Genomic DNA, 20,439 nt, shown 5'->3' on the forward strand with positions numbered 1-20,439 from the left:
TGGGATTGAGGGTTTGGCGTTCTCGTTCGGAAGACAGGCAAGAGCCCTTGTTTTCTGTTCTTTTCTGATCCGCCATGCCTTCCAGGAGAACCCATGCACTCACCCGAGGCCGATGACGCCCAGGCCGGCCCCGGCCCCATTGCGCAGACGCTGCAGCCCATCCGCGCGCAGCTTGTTCTTGCCGCGCTGCTGTCGTTTGCGGGCGCCGTGCTGGCGCTGGCGCCGCTGGCCGGCATCGCCCATATCGCGCGGCTGGCGCTGGCCGATGGCGGCATGGTGGCGGCAGATGCCTGGCGCGTCATCGCGCTGTGCCTTGTCTGCCTGTTCGCGGGCATGGCCCTGGTGTCGGCGGGCGAGCTGGTTGCCCATCTGGCCGACAACCGCCTCACCCACGGGCTGCGCCTGTCGGCCATGCAGCGGCTGGCGCGTGTGCCGCTGGGCTGGTTCACCGAGCGGGCCTCGGGCCAGGTCAAGCAGGCCATGCAGGACGACGTGGCCACCCTGCACGAGCTGACCGCGCACTTCTACACCACCGTGGGGCGCGGCGCGGGCACGGTGGCCGCTTCTGCGGTCTACCTGGTGGCCATGGACTGGCGCATGGCCCTGGTCTCGGCCCTGCCGTTCGGCATCTTCTTTTTGGTGATGCGCCACGCCATGCAGGCCAGCAGTGCCCACATGCCGGCCTTTGGCGCGGGACTGGCGCGCATCAACAACGCGGTGGTGGAGTTCGTGCACGGCATTCCCGTGGTCAAGGCCTTTGGCGCCAGCGGCCGAGCCCATGGCAGCTACCGCGAGGCCGTCGATGGCTTTACCGATGCCTTCCTCGGCTTTGCGCGTCCGCTGGTGTCGGCGCGCGCCAATGCCAATGCGCTGATCGCGCCCGTGGCCGTGCTGGGGGTGGTGCTGGCCTTTGGCACGCTGTTCACGGCCCTGGGCTGGATGGCGCCCGTGGACGTGCTGCCCTTTGCCCTGGTGGCGCCGGGCATCAGCGCGCCGCTGCAGCTGCTCAGCTTCAACCTGCATGCGCTCAACCACGCCACGGGCGCCGCCCAGCGCGTGCAGGCGCTGCTGCGCACGCCCGTGCTGGAGCAACCGGCCGCCCATCAATGCAGGCTGCCCCAAGGCTGCGAAGTCCGCTTCGAAGGCGTGGGCCATGCCTACGAGGCGGGGCATGACGTGCTCAAGGGCATGGATTTCACGCTCAGGCCCGGCACGGTGACCGCCTTGGTCGGTGCCTCGGGCGCGGGCAAGTCCACGCTCGCCCGGCTGCTGCTGCGCTTCTTCGACCCGAACGAAGGGCGCATCACGCTGGGCGGGGTGGACCTGCGGCAGATCGAGACCGCACAGCTCTACCGCCACCTGGCCTTTGTGCTGCAGGACGTGCGCCTGGTGCACGCCAGCGTGCGCGAGAACATCGCCCTGGGCCGGCCCTCGGCCAGCGCGCAGGAGGTGGAAGAAGCGGCGCGCGCCGCCCACATCCATGAACGCATCCTGGCGCTGCCGCGCGGCTATGACTCGGTGATCGGCGAAGACGCCCAGTTGTCCGGCGGCGAGCAGCAGCGCGTGAGCATTGCGCGCGCCGTGCTGCTGGATGCGCCCGTGCTGGTGCTGGACGAGCCCACGGCCGCTGCCGATGCCGAGAGCGAGGCCGCCATCCAGGAAGCCCTGTCGCGCCTGGCCGCCGGACGCACCCTGCTGGTCATTGCCCACCGGCTGGACACCGTCATGCATGCGGACCAGATCCTGGTGGTGGAAGGCGGAGCCATCCGCGAGCGCGGCCGCCATGCCGAGCTGCTGGCGCTGGGCGGACGCTACGCACGGCTGTGGGCGCTGGGCGGGTACGAATCACAGCCCTCCCAATCCCTGCCTTCCACCCCCGCCCTGGCCCCGGAGCTGCCCCCATGCTGAAGACCCTGATGCAACTGCTGGGCGACGACGCCCGGCTTTTCCGCCGCTATGCCTGCATGGCCGTGCTGCATGGCCTGCTCAGCGGGCTGGTCGTCACGGCCCTGGCGCCCGTGGCGTCGCGCCTGCTGGCAGGCGATACGCGCGGCGCCGCAGCCTGGCTGGCCGTGCTGCTGGCGGGCGTGGTGCTGTGCTGGGCCTGGCAGCGCCAGGTGGAAAAGGCCGGCCTGGGCCTGGGCGCCGCCGTTCTGCGCGTGGCGCGCCACCGGCTGGGCGACCATGTGGCCCGCCTGCCCGTGGGATGGTTCACCCCCGAGAACACGGCCCGGCTCAACCACGTCGTTTCGCAGGGAATGATGGAGGTGGCCCAGCTGCCGGCCCATGTGTTCACGCCCGTGTTCAGCGGCGCCGTGGCGCCCGTTGCCGTGGTGGCCGCGCTGTGTGCCATGGACTGGCGCATGGGCCTGATTGCACTGCTGGCGCTGCCGCTGCTGGCCGGCGTGCTGCTGGTCACCGCGCACCTGGGCCGCCGTGCCGACGAACGCCTGCAGCGCAGCATGGCCGGCACCAGCCAGCGCATGGTGGAATTTGCGCAGGCGCAGTCCGTGCTGCGCGCCTTCAATGGCGAAGGCGGCGGCACGCGCTGGCTGGAGCAGGCCCTGGGCCGGCAGCGCGCATCTGGCGCGCAATCCATCCGCTTGGCGGCGCTGTCGGGCGTGCTCAATGGCTGGGCCGTGCAGGCCGTGTTTGCGGCCCTGCTGGTGGCCGGCGCGCTGTGGCTGGACGAGCGCCTGGGCGGCGTTGCAGCACAGGGCATGGGCATGGGAATGGAAGCCGCCATCCCCGTGATCGTGGCCCTGCTGCTGGCCTGCCGCCATGTCGATCCGCTGCTGGAGGTGGCCGGCTACGCCGACTCGCTGCGCGCCGCGCGCGTGCAGCTCGATGCCGTGCGCGACATCCTCGCGGTCCAGCCGCTGCCCGAGCCTGCCGTGCCCCAGGCGCCGCGCGATGCCTCGGTGGAGCTGCGCGATGTGGTGTTCCGCTACGCGCCGGGCCAGCCCGAGGTGCTGCGCGGCCTGAGCCTGCGCGTGGAGCCGGGCTCGATGACGGCGCTGGTGGGCGCCTCGGGCTCTGGCAAATCGTCCGTGCTGCGGCTGGTCGCACGCTTTTTCGATGTGCAGCAGGGCAGCGTTCTGGTGGGCGGCATCGACGTGCGCCAGATCGCGGGCGAGCGGCTGGCCGGGCAGATCAGCCAGATCTTCCAGGACAGCTACCTTTTCCAGGGCTCCATTGCCGACAACATCCGCATGGGCCGCCCGCAGGCCAGCGATGCCGAGGTGATGGAAGCCGCCCGCCAGGCCGGCGTGGCCGAAATCATCGAGCGCCTGCCGCAGGGCCTGGACACGCCGGTGGGCGAGGGCGGGGCGCGCCTGTCGGGCGGCGAGCGCCAGCGCATCGCCATCGCGCGTGCGCTCATCAAGGATGCGCCCATTTTGCTGATCGACGAGGCCACGGCCGCGCTGGATGCCGAAAACCAGGCCGCCATCGCCCAGGCGCTGGCGCGGCTGCGCGGCCGGCGCACGCTGATCGTGATTGCCCACCAGCTGTCCACCGTGGCCATGGCCGACCAGATCATCGTGCTGGACCAGGGCCGCGTCAGCGAGCAGGGCACGCAGCAGCAGCTGGCACAGGCGCAAGGCCTGTATGCGCGCTTTCTGGCGCGGCGGCGCGCCGCCAAGGGCTGGCGCATTGCGGGAACGCGCACGGGAACGGCCACAGGCATGGGCGAGGACCTCCGTTGAGCGAGCCTGCGAAGCCAACGACAGGGACGCAGGTCCCGCGCCTGGCGCCGTGGCTGCTGCCGTTTGCCGCGCTGTGCTGCGCCTCCGTGCTCACCGGCGCGCGGCAGGTGGAATGGGGGCAGCTGCTGTCGCTGTCGGGCGATGCCTGGCTCACCCTCACGGCCAGCCGCCTGCCGCGCCTGGCAGCGCTGGTGCTCACGGGGGTGGGGCTGTCGGTGTGCGGCGTCGTGCTGCAGCAGATCGTGCAGAACCGATTTGTGGAGCCTGCGACCTGTGGGGGGCTGGATGCGGCCAAGCTGGGCATTCTGGTGTCGCTGACGGTGGCGCCCGCCTCGGCCTTCACCTCGGGCGCGTGGGGCGTGGCCTGGCGCATGGTGTTCGCGCTGGTGTTCTGCCTGGGCGCCAGCCTGCTGTACGTGGCCATCATCCGCCGCATGCGCCTGCGCAACCTGGTGCTGGTGCCCGTGGTGGGCCTGATGTACGGCAGCGTGCTCAGCGCCATTGCCGAGTTCCATGCCTTTCGCCACAACCTGCTGCAAAGCATGCAGGGCTGGCTGCTGGGCGACTTCTCGCGCATTGTGCAGGGCCACTACGAGATCATCTACCTCATCGTGCCCATCGTGGTGCTGACCTATGCGTTTGCGCACCGCTTCACCGTGCTGGGCATGGGCGAGGGCATGGCCACCAGCCTGGGGCTGAGCTATCCGGCGCTGGCCACGCTGGGTCTGGTGCTGGTGGCGGTCACCGTCTCGGCCACGGTCATCACCGTGGGCGCCATTCCCTTCGTGGGCCTGGTCATTCCCAACCTGGTGGCCATGCGATGCGGCGAGAACCTGGGCCGCACCCTGCCCATCGTCGCGCTCAGCGGCGCCTCGCTGCTGCTGGCCTGCGACATCGTGGGCCGGCTGATCATGCACCCCTTCGAGGTGCCGATCGGCCTGACGGCGGGTAGCGTGGGCGGCGTGCTGTTCCTCGTGCTCATCCTGCGCAGAAGGCCGTGATGCGCAAGGCCTTGCCTCACACCACCGCGTGGATTGCGGCTGCCTTGGTGGTGGCCGCGCTGGCGGCCTGCTTCGTGCTGCTGGGCTCGGGGCTGGACTTCGGCTACGTCATTGCACGGCGGCTGACGCGGCTGTCGGCCATCGTCATCGGCGGCATCTGCATTGCGCTGTCGTCCATCGTCTTCCAGACGCTTGCGGGCAACCGCATCCTCACCCCCGCCATCATGGGTTATGAGGCGGTCTACCTGCTGCTGCAGGCGCTGCTGGTGCTGGCCATGGGCGTGCAAAGCCTGGTGGTGCTGGGCCCCAGCGGCAACTTCTGGCTGTCGGTGGCCTGCATGCTGGGCTACTCCTGGGCCCTGCACCGCTGGCTGCTGGGCGGGGGGCGCGACAACGTGTACTTCCTGCTGCTGCTGGGCCTGGTGCTGGGCATGGTGATAGGCACCTTCACGCAGTTCGTGCAGCTGCGCATCAGCCCCGGAGAGTTCTCTGTGCTGCAGGGCTACAGCTACACCTCGTTCAACCGCGCCCGGCCCGCGCAGCTGCTGTGGTCGGCGCTGATCGTGGCCGTGGCCTGCGTGATCGTGCGGCGCAGCCTGCCCGTGCTGGACGTGCTGGCCCTGGGGCGCGAGCAGGCCATCTCGCTGGGCGTGCACTACCAGCGCCAGCTGCGCCTGCAGCTGGCGCTGATTGCCGCGCTGGTGGCGGTGTCCACCAGCCTGCTGGGGCCCACGGCCTTCATGGGCATCTTCGTGGCCCACATCAGCTATGCGCTGGCGGGCACGGCGCGCCACCGGGTCACGCTGCCGCTGGGCTGTGCCGTGGCCGTGTCCATCTTCATCGCGGCGCAACTGGCGGTGGAGCATGTCTTCAACTACCGCACCTCGGTGGGCATCCTCGTCAACCTGGTATGCGGCAGCTACTTCCTTGCACTCATGGTGCGCGGGCGCGGCCGGGCCTGAGCCGAGCACCGGCGCCACCAAAAAACAGTCAAGCAATGCATGCCATTTTTCAGGAGAGAAAGCCCATGACCCATCTTTTCCGCATTCCCCACCGCGCGCCCATGCTTGCGCTGGCGGCAGCGCTTTGCCTGTCGGCCTGCGACCGGCCCGCCACACCCACGACCCAGGCTGCAGCGCCGCAGGCGGCGGGCGCCGGCGAGTTCAAGCCCGTCACTGTGCAGCACCAGCTGGGCACGACGGTGGTGGAGCGCCCGCCGCAGCGCGTGGCCGCGCTGGACATGAACGAGGCCGACTTCCTCGACCAGCTCGGCGTGCCCATTGCCGGCATGCCCAAGGACTTCGTGCCCCACTTCCTGGCCCGGTACAAGGACGATGCCAACGTGCAGGATCTGGGCTCCATCGTCCAGCCCAACCTGGAGCGCGTGCATGCGCTCAAGCCCGACCTGGTGCTGATCTCGCCCATCCAGGCCAGCGCCTACCAGGAGCTTTCGGGCTTTGCGCCCACCGTGCATTTCGACGTGGACTTCAGGAACAGCGGCACCCGGCACCTGGACACCGTGCGCGATCATCTGCTGACCCTGGGCCGCATCTTCGGCAAGCAGGACCTGGCGCGCGCCAAGGCCGCCGAGATGGACGACAAGGTGGCCCAGGCCCGGCGCGCCACCGAAGGGCGCAAGGAGACGGCCCTCATCGTCATGCACAACAACGGCGCCTTCACCTCGTTCGGGCCGCAGTCGCGCTACGGCTTTGTCTTCAACGCGCTGGGCGTCAGGCCCGCCAGCACGGCGGCCGAGGCTGACCTGCACGGCCAGCCCATCTCCAGCGAATTCATCCAGCAGGCCAACCCGGACATCCTCTACGTGATCGACCGCACGGCCATCATGCAGCGCCGCCCGGGCATGGATGCTGCCGGCATGGACAACCCGCTGCTGCGCCAGACCAGCGCCTGGAAGAACAACCGCGTGGTCTTCGTCGATTCCGAGGCCTGGTACGTCACGGCGGCCAGCGTGACCTCGGTGAAGCTCATGGTCGATGACGTGCTCAAGGGCTACGGCGATGTGCCGGCAGCGGGCGCGGGCCCGGTGGCCGCTGCGGTTGCAAATTGATCGCATTCTCGATTGAGGGTTTGTCGTTTTCGTTCGGAAGACAAGGTGAAACACCCAACGCCTACCCGAATCGAAAGGAGTCCCGCATGGCACTACGCCATCCATCCCGTCCCGCGCACAACGGCGCATCGCGCGCCCTGCCGCACCCGGCCTTTGCCTGCAGGCACACGGCCATCGCCGTGCACATGCTCTGCATGGCGGGCCTGGCACTGGGGGGCCTGGCCGTGGCCATGCCGTCCGCGCTGGCGCAGGCGGCTGCCCAGGGGGCCGCATCTGGAGCCGCCTCCGGCGAGGCACCCGGCGAGGCCCGCCGCGCCTTCAGCATCCCGGCCGGCCCGCTGGGCCAGGCGCTCAACGCCTTTGCCGCATCGGCCGGCGTGGAGCTGACGGTGGATTCCAGCCTGCTGCAAGGCCGCAGCAGCGCAGGCCTGTCGGGCAGCTACAGCGTGGCCGAAGGCTTTGCCGAGCTGCTGCGCGGCCAGGGTCTGCGCGCCCTGCGCGAAGCCAACGGCAGCTATACCCTGGGCCGCGACCGCAACGCGGCAGCGCCCGTGGACGGCGGCGTGCTCATGCCTGCCGTCACCGTGCGCGCACAGGCTCAGCAGGCGCCGGAAGCCTATGCCGGCGGCCAGGTCTCCACAGGCGGCCGCATGGGCCTGCTGGGCGACAAGGACTTCATGGAGACGCCCTTCAACACCATCAGCTACACCGAGAAATTCATCGCCGACCGCCAGGCCCGCGACATCACCGACGTGATCTCGGCCGCCGACCCTACCGTGTTCAGCACTGGCATGACCGGCATCATCAGCGAGAACTACTCCATTCGCGGCTTCAGCTCCAGCATCGGCGATGTCACGTTTGGCGGGCTGTTCGGCGTGGCGCCGTTCTACCGCGCATCGCCAGAAATGTTCGAGCGCGTGGACGTGCTCAAGGGCCCCTCGGCCCTGCTCAACGGCATGCCGCCCGGTGGCTCGGTGGGCGGCACGGTCAACCTCGTGCCCAAGCGCGCGGGCGACGAGCCGCTGGCGCGGCTGACCACCTCCTTCATGTCGGATGCGCAGCTGGGCGCCCACATCGACCTGGGCCGGCGGTTCGGCGAGCGCAAGCAGTTCGGCATCCGCTTCAACGGCGTGCTGCGTGACGGCGACGGCGCCGTGAACCACCAGGAAAAAGAGACCCGGCTGGCCTCGCTGGGCCTGGACTGGCGCGGCGATCGTGCCCGCCTGTCGGCCGACCTGTACAGCAGCGAGGACCGCACCGACGGCCTGAACCGCGGCATCAACCTGGCCGCAGGCCTGCCCGTGCCCAGGCCGCCCAAGGCCGACACCCTGCTCAACCCCAGCTGGGCCTTCTACGACACCAAGGACAAGGGCGCCATGGTGCGCGGCGAGCTTGACCTGGGCGACCGCGTCACCGCCTATGCCGCCGTGGGCACCAGCAAGACCCGGTACCGCTCCACGGGCGCCTATCTGATCCAGGTTTTCAACACGGCCGGCGACTACCGCACCAACCTGGCCGACCTGGGCTTCGAGATGGACAAGAAGTCGGCCGAGGCCGGCCTCAAGGGCAAGTTCAACACGGCCGGCGTGGGCCACCAGTGGGCGCTCAACGCCACCTACTACACGCATACCGACAAGCAGTTCGGCCGCCGCAACGTGCTGGCCCAGGACTGGATCACCAACATCTACCACCCCATCTGGGGCCCGGCCACCAGCTTCAACGCGCCCCCGATCTCGCGCACCGAACTGCGGCTGACCAGCATCGGCGTGGCCGACACCCTGTCCTTCGCGCAGGACCGCGTGCAGCTCACCCTGGGCTTGCGCCGCCAGCAGGTGCTCAGCGACACCTTCAACGTGGCCACGGGCGCGCGCACCGCGCGCTATGACGAAGGCGCCACCACGCCCGCCGCCGCGCTGCTGGTGAAGGCCAGCGAGCGTGTCTCGGTCTACGCCAACTACATCGAAGGCCTGAGCCAGGGCGCCACCGCACCCATGACGGCGGCCAACGCGGGCGAAGTGTTCGCGCCCTACAAGTCCCGGCAAAAGGAGCTGGGCCTGAAGCTGGACCTGGGCGACTTCGCCCACACCTTCAGCCTCTATGAGATCCAGCGGCCCAACGGCTACACCGATCCCGTCTCCAACGTCTTCTCCTTCGGCGGCGAGCAGCGCAACCGGGGCGTGGAATGGGGCTTCTTCGGCAACGTGGCCACGGGCGTGCGCCTGATGGGCGGCATTGCCTACGTACAGCCCAAGCTCACCCGCACGGCAGGCGGCGTGAACCAGGGCAAGCTGGCGGCGGGCGTGCCCAGGCTGCAGGGCAAGCTGGGCGTGGAGTGGGACCTGCCCGCCGTGCAGGGCCTGACGCTGACGGCCAACGCCACCACGGCGTCCAGGCAGTACATCAATGCCGACAACTCGCTGTCCGTGCCGGGCCGCACCGTGTTCGACATCGGCGCGCGCTACGTGACCACGGCGGCCGGCCATCCGCTCACGCTGCGCGGCAGCATCACCAACGTGGCCAACAAGGCCTACTGGGCCACGCCGCTGTGGACCAGCCTCGGGCTGGGCGCACCGCGCACCTTCATGCTGTCGGCCACGGTTGATTTCTGAGCGATGACAGGGCGGCTTGCCGTCCATCAAGCCGCACCGAGCCTGCGCTGCCGCCCTGCGGGCTATAAACTAGCCCGGTCGGGCGGCAAAGCATGCCAGCCCCCTTGCCCTCCCGCCGTATACCAGGATGACAGACGCCTATGGACAGCCGCAATGACAGCATGGACCTGAGCGACGACAGCGTTTTCGAGAGCGCTGCGGAGTTGTTCCGTGCCATGGCGGCGCCCGTGCGCCTGAAGATCATCAGCGTGTTGTGCAATGGCGAGAAGAACGTGACCGAGCTGCTCGCCAGCATCGCCACCACGCAGCCCAACATGTCCCAGCACCTGAACACGCTGTACCAGGCCGGCGTGCTGGGCCGGCGCCGCGAAGGCGTCAGCATCTACTACTTCATCGCCAACGAGCAGGCTGCGCAGATGTGCTGCGCCATCTGCACCCAGGTCGCCATCGAGCAGGGCTGAGTGCCGCAGCCTGGCAGGGGCGACTCGGCTAGGATGCCATCCATGCCGCCCACACCCACCCTGGTCCAGCCCCTGCCGCTCGATGCCGACGGCATCCTCGCGCTGGCAGCGCGCTCCATGTTCCAGCTGTTCTCCACCATGAGCCAGGGCATGTTCCTGGCCGACAGGGCGGGGCGCATCGTCTGGGTCAACGAGGGCTACCAGCGCTTCCTGCCCGACCTGGGCGTGGCCTCGGTGGATGAGTTCCTGGGCCACATGGTCGAGGACGTCATCCCCAACACCCGCATGCGCCGCGTGCTGGAAACCGGCGAGCCCGTGCTCATCGACCTGCTCACCAACCGTGCCGGCACCTTCGTGGTCAGCCGCATCCCGCTCAAGGACGATGCGGGCGCGGTCATCGGTGCCATCGGCATCGTGCTGTTCGACCAGCCGGAGACCACGCTGCAGCCCCTGATCAGCAAGTTCGCCGTTCTGCAACGCGACCTGGACGAGGCCCGGCGCGAGCTGGCCGCCCAGCGCAACCGCAGCCTGCGCGTGGCCGTGCAGGGCGAGCGCCGCGCCAAGTACAGCTTTGCCAGCTTTGTCGGCAGCAGCCCGGCGGCCGTGGAGGTCAAGCGCCAGGCGCGCCGCGCGGCCCAGTCGCTCAGCCCCGTGCTGCTGCTGGGCGAGACCGGCACCGGCAAGGAGCTGCTGGCCCATGCCATCCACGCCGCATCGGCCCGCAGCGGCGGCCCCTTCGTCACCGTCAACATCGCCGCCGTGCCGGACGCCTTGCTGGAGGCCGAATTCTTCGGCGTCACCCCCGGCGCCTTCACCGGCGCCGACCGCAAGCCGCGCGACGGCAAATTCAGGCTGGCCGACGGCGGCACGCTGTTCCTCGACGAAATCGGCGACATGCCCCTGAACCTGCAGGCCAAGCTGCTGCGCGCGCTGCAGGAAGGCGAGATCGAACCGCTGGGCTCCAACCAGCTCGTGCGCTTTGACGTGCGCGTGGTCGCCGCCACCTCGCGCGACCTGCCGCAGATGGTGCGCGACGGCCGCTTCCGGGAAGACCTCTTCTACCGCCTGCACGTGCTGCCCATCCGCGTGCCGCCGCTGCGCGAACGCAGGCGCGACATCCCGGCCTTGGTCGAAGTCCTCTCCGAAGAACTGGCCCTGCGCAACGACATGCCCCCGCCCGAACTGCTGCCCGACGCCCTGGCCCTGCTGGCCGGCCAGACCTGGCGCGGCAACATCCGCGAACTGCGCAACGTGCTGGAGCAGGCCGCCATGCGCAGCGAAGACACCGCCATCAACGCAGAGCAACTGCGCGAAGTGCTGCGCTCATCAGGCGTGGAACCCGCCGCCCCCGCGCCGGGCCCCGAGACTGCACCCGCGCCGTCCCCTGCCCACAACAGCCCGGCCGACACCGACCTGCTGCGCCCCCTGGCCCAGCAGGTGGCCGAGCTGGAACGCAAGGCCATCACCGCCACCCTGGCCGCCAACAGCGGCAACAAGCTGGCCACGGCGCGCCAGCTGGGCATCTCGCGGGCCACGCTGTATGACCGCATGGCGGTGCTGGAGCTGGGGGGCTGAGTCACCCGCCATCTGCAGGCCGTACCGTGGCCAAGAGGCAGGGCGATTCCTGCTGTTTCCCATCCCGCAGCCCATCCCGGAACCCAGTCCGTGAACATGAAAAACCTCCTTACCCGCCTCAAGACCGCATTCAGCAAGCCTGCACCCGAGCCCGCTCGCCCACAGGAACACCAGCAACACCAGCGCCAGCAGCAGGAACCCCAGGCGGATGCTGCAAAGGACGAAGTACTCATCAACGCCTACTGCACCGTCTGGGACCTTCCTGCGCTTGACTTTCCGCACACGCTGGCCGGGCGCCGCGATCTGTCGGACCCCGAGCTGGCACCGCATCTTTCCGGCTTTGTCGGCTATGTGCTGGGGCGCGGCGATGGGCAGATGACGCGCAACCGCTACCACGCCATGCGCCATATCCAGCGCGTGCAGCAGCACCTGAGCCTGGGCATTGCGCCGGAGCAGCTCGATGCCTTTGCCGGCTGGGCGCAGCGCGCCAACGCCATCGCATTTCTGGCGGACGGCAGCATCCGCGACCCGCAGGGCCGCATCCTGCTGGCCGCCAACGGCGCCGAGCCCGATGAACAGGCCGCGCTGCCCTATCCGCAGCAGGCCTGGCAGCGCAAGCAGCGCAGCGAGCAGGCGCTGGCGCAGCGCGGCTTCATGCCAGCGGCCAGCCTGCCGCCGCTGATCTCCGAGCCCGAACTGCGCATGCGCGCGCCCGACGAGATCGCCGCACGCGCCTTCGCCCTGCTGGCCGTGGCCGTGCGCGCCGAATCGCTGAACGAAGCAATGAACAGTGGCGAACCGCTCACGCCCGACGAGCTGTTCCAGCGCCTGCCAGCCGCCCAGGCCGCGCTCACCCCCAACGAGCGTGACTTCATGGCCACTGCCCAGCCCTCCGAAGAGGCCATCGCCAAGTTCGGCTGGCGCTACGAAGCCGCGTACTTGCTGGAATGGGCGCTGGGCCTGGTCGATGCGCTGCCGTTCCCCGATGCCATCTGCGACGTGCCGCTCACCTCGCGCGTCCTGCTGCAGGCCAGCGACTTGCAAGGCGCCCTGCATGCCGCACGCATGCGGCCCGACAGCGACATCCTCGACGCCCTGGACCAGCACTACCGCCTGCACTGGATCGTGCGCCAGGCCCAGGTGCAGCAGCAGCCCGCGCCCGTGGGGCTGAACGCCGACGTGCTCATGGAGCGCCACCACGCCCTGAACTGGCTGGTGCGCTTCGAGGGCAATGACTGGGATGACGTGGACACGCCCACCTGAGGCGTGCTGCGCAGGGCGCCTGGCTGCCGCGACCACAGCTCAACCCGCGCCCAACTGCTCCAGCGTGATGCACGCCAGCCACATTCCGGCTGCGCAGGCAGGCCCGAGGGCAGATGCGCGGAACGCCAGGGCCTGCGATTGAGCACTGCAACGCACTGGCGCACGCGCCACCACGCGCGCTGTGGATCTGCTGCAGCCATGCCGCCTGCCCGGGTTGCCGGCAGTCGTGCCCAGTAGGCTCGGCCTGAAGGCGTGAGCGCCGAGTAGGTCCACAGTCCGTCAAAGCGAAGCCCTCGGGTGAAGCGGTGGGTGAGGTGCGTGGTCTCATCCATGTGGGACCTTGTCGTGGTGGACTTCAACACGGTGCGTGCCCCGCCAATGGCTTTGCATTGCCGCGTTGCGCGGGCGACAGCGTGATTGCGGCCAGGCAGCGGCACTCGCGCCACTGCCCGTCAATGCCATCCACATCGCAATGCCCGTCGAGGTTCACCTGCACCCGCGCCGCATAGCCACAGGCCCAGGGCATGCTCCAGCCAAAGGGAATGGCGAGTAGCGCGACGGGGCGGGGCGCGCGGCATGACGGCCATGGCTTCACCGGCGCGGGCAGCATTCTCTGATGCATCTCCACACCAATCACCCAGGCCCAGAACGTGCTCTGTGGGCACCGGTGCAGCGCCTCTGACTGCAGTTGCAGCACGGCCCCGCCGCCGGCCAGCAGCGCCCGGGTGCAGGACTGCATGGGCATGTGTCCAGCCCCAGCGCTGAGCTGCACCTGCCAACGCGGCATCAGCGCGTGCAGAGCCAGCGCCACATCTTCCGGCCCCGGCCGCAAGGGCATGCCTGGCGGCAGATCCACCGACTGCCACATCTCCCGCCGCAGCACGGCAGCGCAGCGCCGCACACACCACCAGGCGCCATGCGGATCGGCCCTGCCCGCATCCGGCTGCCCCGACCAACAGGCCCGGCCCGATGGCGCGCGGGCGGCGTACTTCCAGCGTGCGGCGAAGCGCAGGCCGGGGGTGAAGTGGTGGGTGATGTGCATGGAATAAGGGCAAGCGTGCATTCACAGAAACGATCAATCGCCATTGCATCGTTGGAATCGCTTCTTGTTAACACCCTTTGGTGTAATTCGTGGGCTCAAGTACACCCATGAGCGACACGTCAAATATCCGTTGTGCGAACTTGAATGCCCTTTGCCTGCGCTTGGGCAGGACCAATCGGAAGGGCGACAACTCGGGCTCCCCTTTGGAGTTGATCAATCGACTTGGCCGGACATCGAGTTATTGGTCTGATCGCTTGAGAGGGAGAAAGCCCATAGGCGCGAAGCTGGCGCGGGAGATAGAAGAGGCGCTGAACCTGCCGAAATATTCCCTTGACGGGGATGAAGAACACAGCGACTTCGTTCAGGTCTCGCAACTCAGCGTCGGCGTGACCGAAGACTCGGATGTTGGGAGCGCTCTTGTGGCGGAGCTTGGCGCATTGCAGTTCCGGCGCGACTTTTTGCGCTCAGTTGGTGTCAGTGCGGTGAACGCGGCCCTCGTCCATGTGGCAGGAACCAGCATGGAGCCCACGATCCGGGATGGGGCCGTGCTCTTGCTCAATCGTGCGGATGGAACGCCGCGCCGTGGCAGCGTCTATGCATTCGCGTGGGAAGGGCAGATGCTTGTGCGGCGCTTTCAGCGGGTGGGCGATGTTTGGCATGCAGTGGCTGACAACGCTGATAAAAGCGAGTACCCGGATATCGTCATTGCCGGGAAGGCAGAGGGCCTGGTGCAGAGGCATATGGGTTGGGGCCAAGCTCTGAGTCTGTCGTTGCTTGGTGGCTGACTCTTTCATCCGTCGCGGACACTTGAATGCTTTGTGCATGCGTTTGGGATATGGCAGTCGCAGAGCCAAGCGCTTGGCTCTCCCTTGGAACTGATCAACCGGCTTGGCCGGTCGCCCAGCTTTTGTAAATCACCGTCTCGCGACATTGCTGTCATTGAGCAACCGCACCCGCTGCGGCGAGAATGGCATCATGCCGAAAGAACGGAGTGACATATGACAAGCCGGATATTGACGGTTGGAATTCTTGCGACGCTGTGCGTTGCGACAGCACAGGCACAGACCCCGCCGGACCTTGCCGATCTTGTCGGCGCGCGCGGCGCCGGCGGGGAAACCCAGATGCAGGCGCGTGGCTACCAGCAGGTGCGCGCCACCCGCGTGCGGGAACAATCCTGGACCTTCTGGTGGAGCGACGCGCAGCGTGCCTGCGTGGCGATTTCCACCGACGATGGCCGCTACGCGTCGATCAACCGCATCCCTGAGCAGAACTGTCGTCCTGGAGGCGTGGCAGGCGACATACCGCCGCGCCCGCACCAGCCGGACGCGCTCACACTCATCTGTTACGGTCAGGGCGAGCATGCAGTGTTCTCCAGCCACTCGGGCTACGAGTGGAACGACAGGCGCAAGCACTACGAGCCCACGCAGCGCGTGGAGTCTGCGAACGAGCAGTTCCAGACCGGCGTGCAGTTCGAGTTCCGCGATGGCCGGGGACGCATCCACCTGAGCGACAAGATGATTCCGCCCCTGAATTCCGGCGGCGTCGACGGTTGGTGGCAGCTGGAGGATGTGCAGATGTCGCCCGACCGCATCACGGCGCGCTATCAGGTCAACGGCCTCAACAGGCTCAGCGTGAACATCGACCGGCGTACCGGCATGGTCGAGATCAAGGACAAGCCCGGCTTTGTCGGCAAATGCGACCAGGGAGACTGGGGCGCGGGCCGCAAGTTCTGAAGATGGAGGCCCCCACCCCTACAACCGACAGCGGCCCTGTGCGCAGCACGCTGTCAATCCGCTTGACCACATTGCTGTGGGCAGTGCTTGTGCTTTGTTTCGTGGCGGGCCTGCCGATCCTTCTCGGTGCGAGTTGGCTCTCGCTGCCTGCTTTGCTACTGGCGGCCGCGCTGATCGCGGTTCCGCTGGTCTGGACTTGGCGGCGGATCTCGCGTTCGTCCAGGGCACGGTCCTGGGCTGCAAGTTGGCTGCATGGCAGCGTCGGATTGTGGTTTTTGTTGTGCGGATTGGCGGCAGCACCGGTGTATGTCCTTGCCGTCATGACCGAGACACGTCCAGCCATCGTGCCCACCGTCACCATGTCCAACGGACCCCGCACCGTCGTGCTGCAAGGCATGCAGCACGTGGGTGCCGAGCGGTTCTTCAAGACCATAGTCTACGACCTTGAGAAGGCATTAGCCGACGGTTATGTGTTGGCCTACGAAGGCGTGGCCAACAGCGATCCGGAAGCCGACGCCTGGTTCAAGAAGGTCCTGACCCAGGGTAAAGACCTTGGCGACAGCTACCGAGAGCTCGGCCAGAACTGCGGTCTCGCCTACCAGATCGACTACTTTGGGCCGGTGGTGGCTGATGCCAAGGCCCACCCCGAACGGCACGTGACCATGGACGTGGACACGCGAGCGATGAAGCAGGAGTACGACAGATTGGTGCAGAGCGACCCAGCCTTCGCGGCAGCGATGCGCCAACGTGAAGTGCAGCAAGCCACCGACGCTGAAGACGATTCATCGGACGTCGTGGCGCGTGTGATCGAATGGCAGAAGTCTGGCGATGAGCGGCAGGTCACGCTCGCCGGCACACTGTGCCGCGGGTTCATGACCTATGTGATGCGCCGTTCCGGCCAGGGCGGCGGCGGTGACCTGGACCCGGTGGTGCTCGACTTCCGCAATCGCCACCTTGCAAGGCAATTGCTGGATGACAAGCGCCCGAAAATCTACGTCACGTATGGCGCTGCGCATCTGCCAGGCGTGATGGAAATCATGCAGCGTGAGCCAGGCTGGAAGGTGGAGTCGGTGAAGTGGATGCGCACCATCTCGGCGCCTGAGCATCTGGAGGGGCGGCTTTAACCTGGCGGGGACGCATGGCGCCGAGTGTATTGGTCGAGACTGCTGTCCGGTCTTGAAAACAGACAACACCCGCGCAGCATTCAGCCTCGATTCGCGTCTCTTGATGCACCAAGCGCGCTGATGCTTGTGCGGAGCAGGCGGCCTGTGCGGCGGCTCTTTTCCGCAGCGGTCGCTCGCGGCTTAGTGGGGTACGACTGCTGATGGCCGGTAGTGCGCGTTCGTCGGCGAAGTCTGGAAGACCGCAACCGCCGCAAAGCCGACACCGACAGGCCCGCGACGAACGACTGCAACGGGTCGATAGCCGTCGTTGGGTTGTCGCCGCTGAACGTCGTCAACCAGCCGAAGCCGTCGCTCGAAAGTCTTCGCGCGACAACTACAAGAAGGGCAGTTGATGAAAAACCTACTGCGAAGGGCGGCGATCACGGCGTTGCTGGCAACTCTGGGATGCAGCCAGTCGCCGAGTGGCCGGTAGGAAGCGACGCAAAGCGTCGATGTTCTGCTGAAAAATGGCCACCCGCAGACAGTGGCATTTGTCCTCAACGCAGGGGACGTTTGCGCATTCGGCCAGCAGTGGAGCTTTGAAAAGGAGCTGCGTTACAAGGAAGTGATCTGCCCCCAGGGCAAGGGCTGGATCACTTCCGACACGCCATTCAAAAAGCTGGGCGGTTGAGTTGGCAATGGGGCGAGTGCTCGCAGCGCCCCTCAGAAGCTATGCATCAACCCCGCAGCCACCCCCGTAGCCACATCCTTGTTCTGCCCGCCCTGAAACCCTCCGCTCCAATGCGTGCGGTCCAGTTCCGCATACAGCTTGCTGCGGCGTGACAGCTTGTATTCCGCAAACAGCAGGGCGCGGGTGTAGCCGTCTGCGGCGCGGCCGCTGCGTTCGCGTTCCACGCGGTACAGGGCGGCGGTCAGGTCCAGCGTGCTGCGGGCGGACCAGGTGGCGCCCAGCGAGTGCACGCGCTGCACGGTGCGGGCGGTGGTGGCGTTGGTCTGGCCGTCGCTGCGCGCGGTGTTCAGCGCAAGGCGCAGCTTGTCCCATTGGTAGCTGGCGCCCAGGGTGGCGGCTTTCAGCTCCCACTGGTCTGCGGTCTTGAAGCGCTGGTAGGCGCCGGAGACGGTCCATGTCTTCGTGCCATAGGCCAGGCCCGCGCCGGCCGATGAGCGGGCGGAGCCGCCTTGCGCCGTCTCGCCAAAGCTGTACATGGCGCGGGCGGTGAGGCCGCCGAAGCGGCCGGTGTACTTGACCGAGTTGTCCAGCCGGTACGAGCCGGTGGTGGCGCCCGCGCTGCCGTATTCCACGCCCAGGCCGTGGCTGCTGAGCGCGGCGGTGGCGATGTTGGGGTTGAAGGAGGCAAACCGCATGCCCACGGGGTCCACGGGGCTGATGGCCTCTGCCAGCAGGTTGGTCTGGCGGCCGGCCGTGACCTGGCCCCAGCTGCCGCCCAGGCCCACGATGGCCGCGCGGTCGAAGAACTTGCTGGAGTTGGCGGTGGTGCCGGTGTCCAGGTTCAGGCCGGTTTCCAGGTTGAACAGGGCGTACATGCCGCCGCCCAGGTCTTCGCGGCCCCGAAACCCGAAGCGGCTTGTGGTGTTGACGCCGCTGGACAGCGCGGCGCCCGAGGTGTTGCTGGCCGCGTTGGCAGCGGTGAGGCCGCTGGTGTAGCGCACGCCGGTATCGGCAATGCCGTAGAGCGTGATGCTGGATTGCGCAAGGGCCGACAGCGGTGCGGCGGCGAGGGTGATCAGCACCAGGGTTTTGGTGTTCATGGGTGTGGCGAGGGTGATAGGGCTGGGCAGCGGCATGCCGCAGCAGTGCCGTTGCAGCGCCGCTGGATGGAGGTCGAACCGGGGAGGGGTGAAGGCCCCCTGTGTGTCGAGGGCCTTGAGTGCCTAGAGAGCCTTGAGGGCTCGGGGGCCTGCCGTCAGGGCTTGGCCGCCGGCTCCATGCCGGTGCTGCGCACGATGGGCGCGGCGGCGGGGGCCGCCAGGAAGCGGATCAGGTGTCGCGCCGTGTCAGGGCTCTTGGCGCCGGTGGCCACGCCTGCGGAGAAGAACACGCGCTGCTGCACTTCATCGGGCAGGGGGCCGACGAATTCCAGCTCCTTGAACGGCAGCAGTTCGCTGACCTGCTGGAAGCCGATGTCCGCATCGCCACGCAGCACCACGGCGCCCACGCGCTCGCTGAGGATGCGGGTGGCCTTGCCCTTCATCTGCTCGGCCACGCCCAGGCGCGGGAACAGTTCGTTGGCCAGGTAGGTGCCGCTGGCGCTGGCCGAGTAGGCAACGGATTTGGCGTCCAGCAGGGTCTGCCTGAGCGCATCCACGGTGCTGATGTCGGGCTTGGGCGTGCCCTTGCGCACGCTCATGCCGATCATGGAGCGCGCCAGGTCCACGCGGCTGCCCGCTTCCACCTTGCCTTGCGCTGCCAGGTTGTCCAGGGCCGAGTCGGCGAGGATGACCACGTCGAACTGCTCGCCCCGCGCCAGCCGGCTGGGAATGGAGTCCTGCGCATTGCCCATGGAGGCGCCACGCGAGGTGACGACCTTGTGGCCCGTGGCCTGCTCGTACAGGGGTATCAGCTGGTCGTAGGCGGCAGAGAAGCCGCCCGAGGTGACCACGCGGATTTCATCTGCGGCGGCGGTAGAGGGCGCGGCAGCGCCCAGGGCCAGGCCCAGGCTGAGGGCGCCGCCCAGCAGCGCGCCCAGGGTGCGGCGGCGCAGGGTGGATGGCACGGAGGACTGCAGGGGGGTGGAACGGATGGCGGTCATGGTTTGTCTCCTGGTTTTTTATGGTTGGGGAACGGCTAACGGCTGCCGAGGGAATCAATCGGCGGTGATTTTTCGCTCGCGGATGATGCGGCCCCACTTGGCGTGCTCGGCGCCAATGAACTGGCCCAGTTCCTCGCGGGTGCCCGGGGCGGCGGTCTGGCCGTGCTTGAGCAGGTTGTCGCGCACTTCGGGGGTGTTCAGCACCTTGACCAGCTCGGTGTTCCAGCGGTCCAGCAAGGGCTTGGGCGTCTTGGCGGATGCCACGAAGGCGTACCAGTTGGTGGCGTTGAAGCCGGGGAAGCTCTCGGCCACGGTGGGCACGTTGGGCAGGTAGGCCGGGCGCGTGAGGCCCGTGGTGGCCAGCGGGATGAGCTTGCCCGATTCGATGTGGGGCAGGGCCGTGGGCGGGGCTGCGTAGAAGGAGGTCACGCGGTTGCCCAGCACGTCCTGCAGGGCGGGCGCGCCGCCCTTGTAGGGCACGTGCAGGGTGTCGATCTTGGCGACATCGTTGAGCAGTTCACCGGCCAGGTGCGATGCGGAGCCGGGGCCGGTGGAGGCGAAGTCCAGCTTGCCGGGTTCGCGCCTGGCCTTGGCCACGTATTCGCCCAGGGTCTTGATGCCCGTGGCGGCCGGCACGACGAGCACGTTGGGAAAGTTCACGCCCATGGTGATGGGGGCCAGGTCCTTGAGCGGGTCGTAGCCGATCTTCATGAAGTGCGGCGCAATGGCCAGCGGGCCGATGGAGCCGAAGAGCAGCACCGAGCCGTCGGACGGGCCATTGGCCACCTGCGTGTGGGCCAGGTTGCCGCCCGCGCCGGGCTTGTTTTCCACGACCACGCTCTGGCCGATGTTCTCGCCCAGCTTCTTGGCGATGATGCGCGCGGCAATGTCGGCCGAGCCGCCTGCGGCGAAGCCGACCACCATGACTACGGGTTTCTTGGGGGGGAAGTCCTGGGCCTGGGCGGTGCCCACGGCCAGGGAAAGAAGGGCGGCCAGGGCGCCGCCCGCGATCAGTCTGCGTTGGTGCATGTCGTCTCCGTTTGTTGGTCTTGCCTGCCCGCAGGGGGCAGCGTTATCAAGGGCGC

At 68.0% G+C, this 20,439-nt stretch carries 16 protein-coding genes; 12 read left to right on the forward strand and 4 right to left on the reverse strand.

All coding sequences use genetic code 11. The features are described from left to right. Window positions 1–93: 93 nt before the first annotated feature. The 9 genes from DTS01S_RS23280 (at window position 94) to DTS01S_RS23320 (ending at window position 12,684) form a co-directional block, all read left to right on the forward strand. Window positions 94–1,908, forward strand: a complete 1,815-nt coding sequence (locus DTS01S_RS23280; RefSeq protein ID WP_017405490.1) for an ABC transporter ATP-binding protein — start codon at window positions 94–96, stop codon at window positions 1,906–1,908. Beyond that, entirely contained in the window at window positions 1,902–3,707 is a 1,806-nt protein-coding gene (locus DTS01S_RS23285) for an ABC transporter ATP-binding protein (protein ID WP_017405489.1), read from the forward strand. Before DTS01S_RS23280 ends, DTS01S_RS23285 begins: the two co-directional genes overlap by 7 nt. Continuing rightward, on the forward strand, window positions 3,704–4,708 hold the full coding sequence (locus tag DTS01S_RS23290; protein ID WP_016454035.1) for an ABC transporter permease: 1,005 nt from the start codon (window positions 3,704–3,706) through the stop codon (window positions 4,706–4,708). Before DTS01S_RS23285 ends, DTS01S_RS23290 begins: the two co-directional genes overlap by 4 nt. Continuing rightward, entirely contained in the window at window positions 4,708–5,670 is a 963-nt protein-coding gene (locus DTS01S_RS23295; protein ID WP_017405488.1) for an iron chelate uptake ABC transporter family permease subunit, read from the forward strand. Before DTS01S_RS23290 ends, DTS01S_RS23295 begins: the two co-directional genes overlap by 1 nt. A 65-nt stretch (window positions 5,671–5,735) precedes the next feature. Beyond that, window positions 5,736–6,776 carry a siderophore ABC transporter substrate-binding protein gene (locus DTS01S_RS23300; protein WP_017405487.1) on the forward strand — a complete coding sequence of 347 codons (1,041 nt, stop codon included), beginning with the start codon at window positions 5,736–5,738 and terminating at the stop codon, window positions 6,774–6,776. An 86-nt stretch (window positions 6,777–6,862) separates the two neighbouring features. Beyond that, complete coding sequence (locus tag DTS01S_RS23305; RefSeq protein ID WP_017405486.1) at window positions 6,863–9,385, forward strand: TonB-dependent receptor; 2,523 nt, start codon at window positions 6,863–6,865, stop codon at window positions 9,383–9,385. Window positions 9,386–9,525: 140 nt separating this feature from the next. After that, window positions 9,526–9,846, forward strand: coding sequence for an ArsR/SmtB family transcription factor (locus DTS01S_RS23310; protein ID WP_016449629.1), 321 nt, complete (start codon window positions 9,526–9,528; stop codon window positions 9,844–9,846). Between the two features lie 42 nt (window positions 9,847–9,888). Next, complete coding sequence (locus DTS01S_RS23315; RefSeq protein ID WP_061289062.1) at window positions 9,889–11,421, forward strand: sigma-54 interaction domain-containing protein; 1,533 nt, start codon at window positions 9,889–9,891, stop codon at window positions 11,419–11,421. A 96-nt stretch (window positions 11,422–11,517) separates the two neighbouring features. Beyond that, window positions 11,518–12,684, forward strand: coding sequence for a DUF4272 domain-containing protein (locus DTS01S_RS23320; RefSeq protein ID WP_017405484.1), 1,167 nt, complete (start codon window positions 11,518–11,520; stop codon window positions 12,682–12,684). Between the two features lie 355 nt (window positions 12,685–13,039). On the opposite strand, the gene DTS01S_RS23325 is transcribed toward DTS01S_RS23320, so the two are convergent. Then, a complete protein-coding gene (locus DTS01S_RS23325) occupies window positions 13,040–13,726 on the reverse strand; it encodes a hypothetical protein (RefSeq protein WP_017405483.1) in 687 nt (228 codons plus the stop codon). A 107-nt stretch (window positions 13,727–13,833) separates the two neighbouring features. On the opposite strand from DTS01S_RS23325, the gene DTS01S_RS29955 reads away from it, so the two are divergent. From DTS01S_RS29955 to DTS01S_RS23340, 3 genes are all read left to right on the forward strand, one after another. Beyond that, the gene (locus DTS01S_RS29955) at window positions 13,834–14,511 is read left to right on the forward strand and encodes a LexA family transcriptional regulator (protein ID WP_139223891.1); all 678 of its coding nucleotides are present in this window, start codon (window positions 13,834–13,836) and stop codon (window positions 14,509–14,511) included. Between the two features lie 213 nt (window positions 14,512–14,724). Beyond that, complete coding sequence (locus DTS01S_RS23335) at window positions 14,725–15,459, forward strand: hypothetical protein (RefSeq protein WP_026062403.1); 735 nt, start codon at window positions 14,725–14,727, stop codon at window positions 15,457–15,459. Window positions 15,460–15,521: 62 nt separating this feature from the next. Beyond that, window positions 15,522–16,583 carry a TraB/GumN family protein gene (locus tag DTS01S_RS23340; RefSeq protein ID WP_254788051.1) on the forward strand — a complete coding sequence of 354 codons (1,062 nt, stop codon included), beginning with the start codon at window positions 15,522–15,524 and terminating at the stop codon, window positions 16,581–16,583. Window positions 16,584–17,285: 702 nt separating this feature from the next. Here the strand turns inward: DTS01S_RS23340 and DTS01S_RS23345 are convergent. The 3 genes from DTS01S_RS23345 to DTS01S_RS23355 all read right to left on the reverse strand — a co-directional run bounded on the left by DTS01S_RS23345 (window position 17,286) and on the right by DTS01S_RS23355 (window position 20,383). Next, window positions 17,286–18,389, reverse strand: coding sequence for a porin (locus DTS01S_RS23345; RefSeq protein ID WP_061289065.1), 1,104 nt, complete (start codon window positions 18,387–18,389; stop codon window positions 17,286–17,288). Window positions 18,390–18,508: 119 nt separating this feature from the next. Continuing rightward, complete coding sequence (locus tag DTS01S_RS23350; RefSeq protein WP_047327059.1) at window positions 18,509–19,354, reverse strand: substrate-binding domain-containing protein; 846 nt, start codon at window positions 19,352–19,354, stop codon at window positions 18,509–18,511. A 54-nt stretch (window positions 19,355–19,408) separates the two neighbouring features. Beyond that, the gene (locus tag DTS01S_RS23355; protein ID WP_047327060.1) at window positions 19,409–20,383 is read right to left on the reverse strand and encodes a Bug family tripartite tricarboxylate transporter substrate binding protein; all 975 of its coding nucleotides are present in this window, start codon (window positions 20,381–20,383) and stop codon (window positions 19,409–19,411) included. Window positions 20,384–20,439: the final 56 nt, after the last annotated feature.

Origin of the sequence: Delftia tsuruhatensis NBRC 16741, from assembly GCF_001571325.1 — a bacterium.
In the GTDB taxonomy this organism is placed as follows: domain Bacteria; phylum Pseudomonadota; class Gammaproteobacteria; order Burkholderiales; family Burkholderiaceae_C; genus Comamonas; species Comamonas tsuruhatensis.

What these genes read in the sequence shown, in the direction of transcription:
- DTS01S_RS23280 (WP_017405490.1), top strand. Translation starts at nt 94, where the DNA reads ATGCACTCACCCGAGGCCGATGACGCCCAGGCCGGCCCCGGCCCCATT.
- DTS01S_RS23285 (WP_017405489.1), top strand. Translation starts at nt 1,902, where the DNA reads ATGCTGAAGACCCTGATGCAACTGCTGGGCGACGACGCCCGGCTTTTC.
- DTS01S_RS23295 (WP_017405488.1), top strand. Translation starts at nt 4,708, where the DNA reads ATGCGCAAGGCCTTGCCTCACACCACCGCGTGGATTGCGGCTGCCTTG.
- DTS01S_RS23300 (WP_017405487.1), top strand. Translation starts at nt 5,736, where the DNA reads ATGACCCATCTTTTCCGCATTCCCCACCGCGCGCCCATGCTTGCGCTG.
- DTS01S_RS23305 (WP_017405486.1), top strand. Translation starts at nt 6,863, where the DNA reads ATGGCACTACGCCATCCATCCCGTCCCGCGCACAACGGCGCATCGCGC.
- DTS01S_RS23310 (WP_016449629.1), top strand. Translation starts at nt 9,526, where the DNA reads ATGGACAGCCGCAATGACAGCATGGACCTGAGCGACGACAGCGTTTTC.
- DTS01S_RS23315 (WP_061289062.1), top strand. Translation starts at nt 9,889, where the DNA reads ATGCCGCCCACACCCACCCTGGTCCAGCCCCTGCCGCTCGATGCCGAC.
- DTS01S_RS23320 (WP_017405484.1), top strand. Translation starts at nt 11,518, where the DNA reads ATGAAAAACCTCCTTACCCGCCTCAAGACCGCATTCAGCAAGCCTGCA.
- DTS01S_RS23325 (WP_017405483.1), bottom strand. Translation starts at nt 13,726, where the DNA reads ATGCACATCACCCACCACTTCACCCCCGGCCTGCGCTTCGCCGCACGC.
- DTS01S_RS29955 (WP_139223891.1), top strand. Translation starts at nt 13,834, where the DNA reads ATGAGCGACACGTCAAATATCCGTTGTGCGAACTTGAATGCCCTTTGC.
- DTS01S_RS23335 (WP_026062403.1), top strand. Translation starts at nt 14,725, where the DNA reads ATGACAAGCCGGATATTGACGGTTGGAATTCTTGCGACGCTGTGCGTT.
- DTS01S_RS23345 (WP_061289065.1), bottom strand. Translation starts at nt 18,389, where the DNA reads ATGCCGCTGCCCAGCCCTATCACCCTCGCCACACCCATGAACACCAAA.
- DTS01S_RS23350 (WP_047327059.1), bottom strand. Translation starts at nt 19,354, where the DNA reads ATGACCGCCATCCGTTCCACCCCCCTGCAGTCCTCCGTGCCATCCACC.
- DTS01S_RS23355 (WP_047327060.1), bottom strand. Translation starts at nt 20,383, where the DNA reads ATGCACCAACGCAGACTGATCGCGGGCGGCGCCCTGGCCGCCCTTCTT.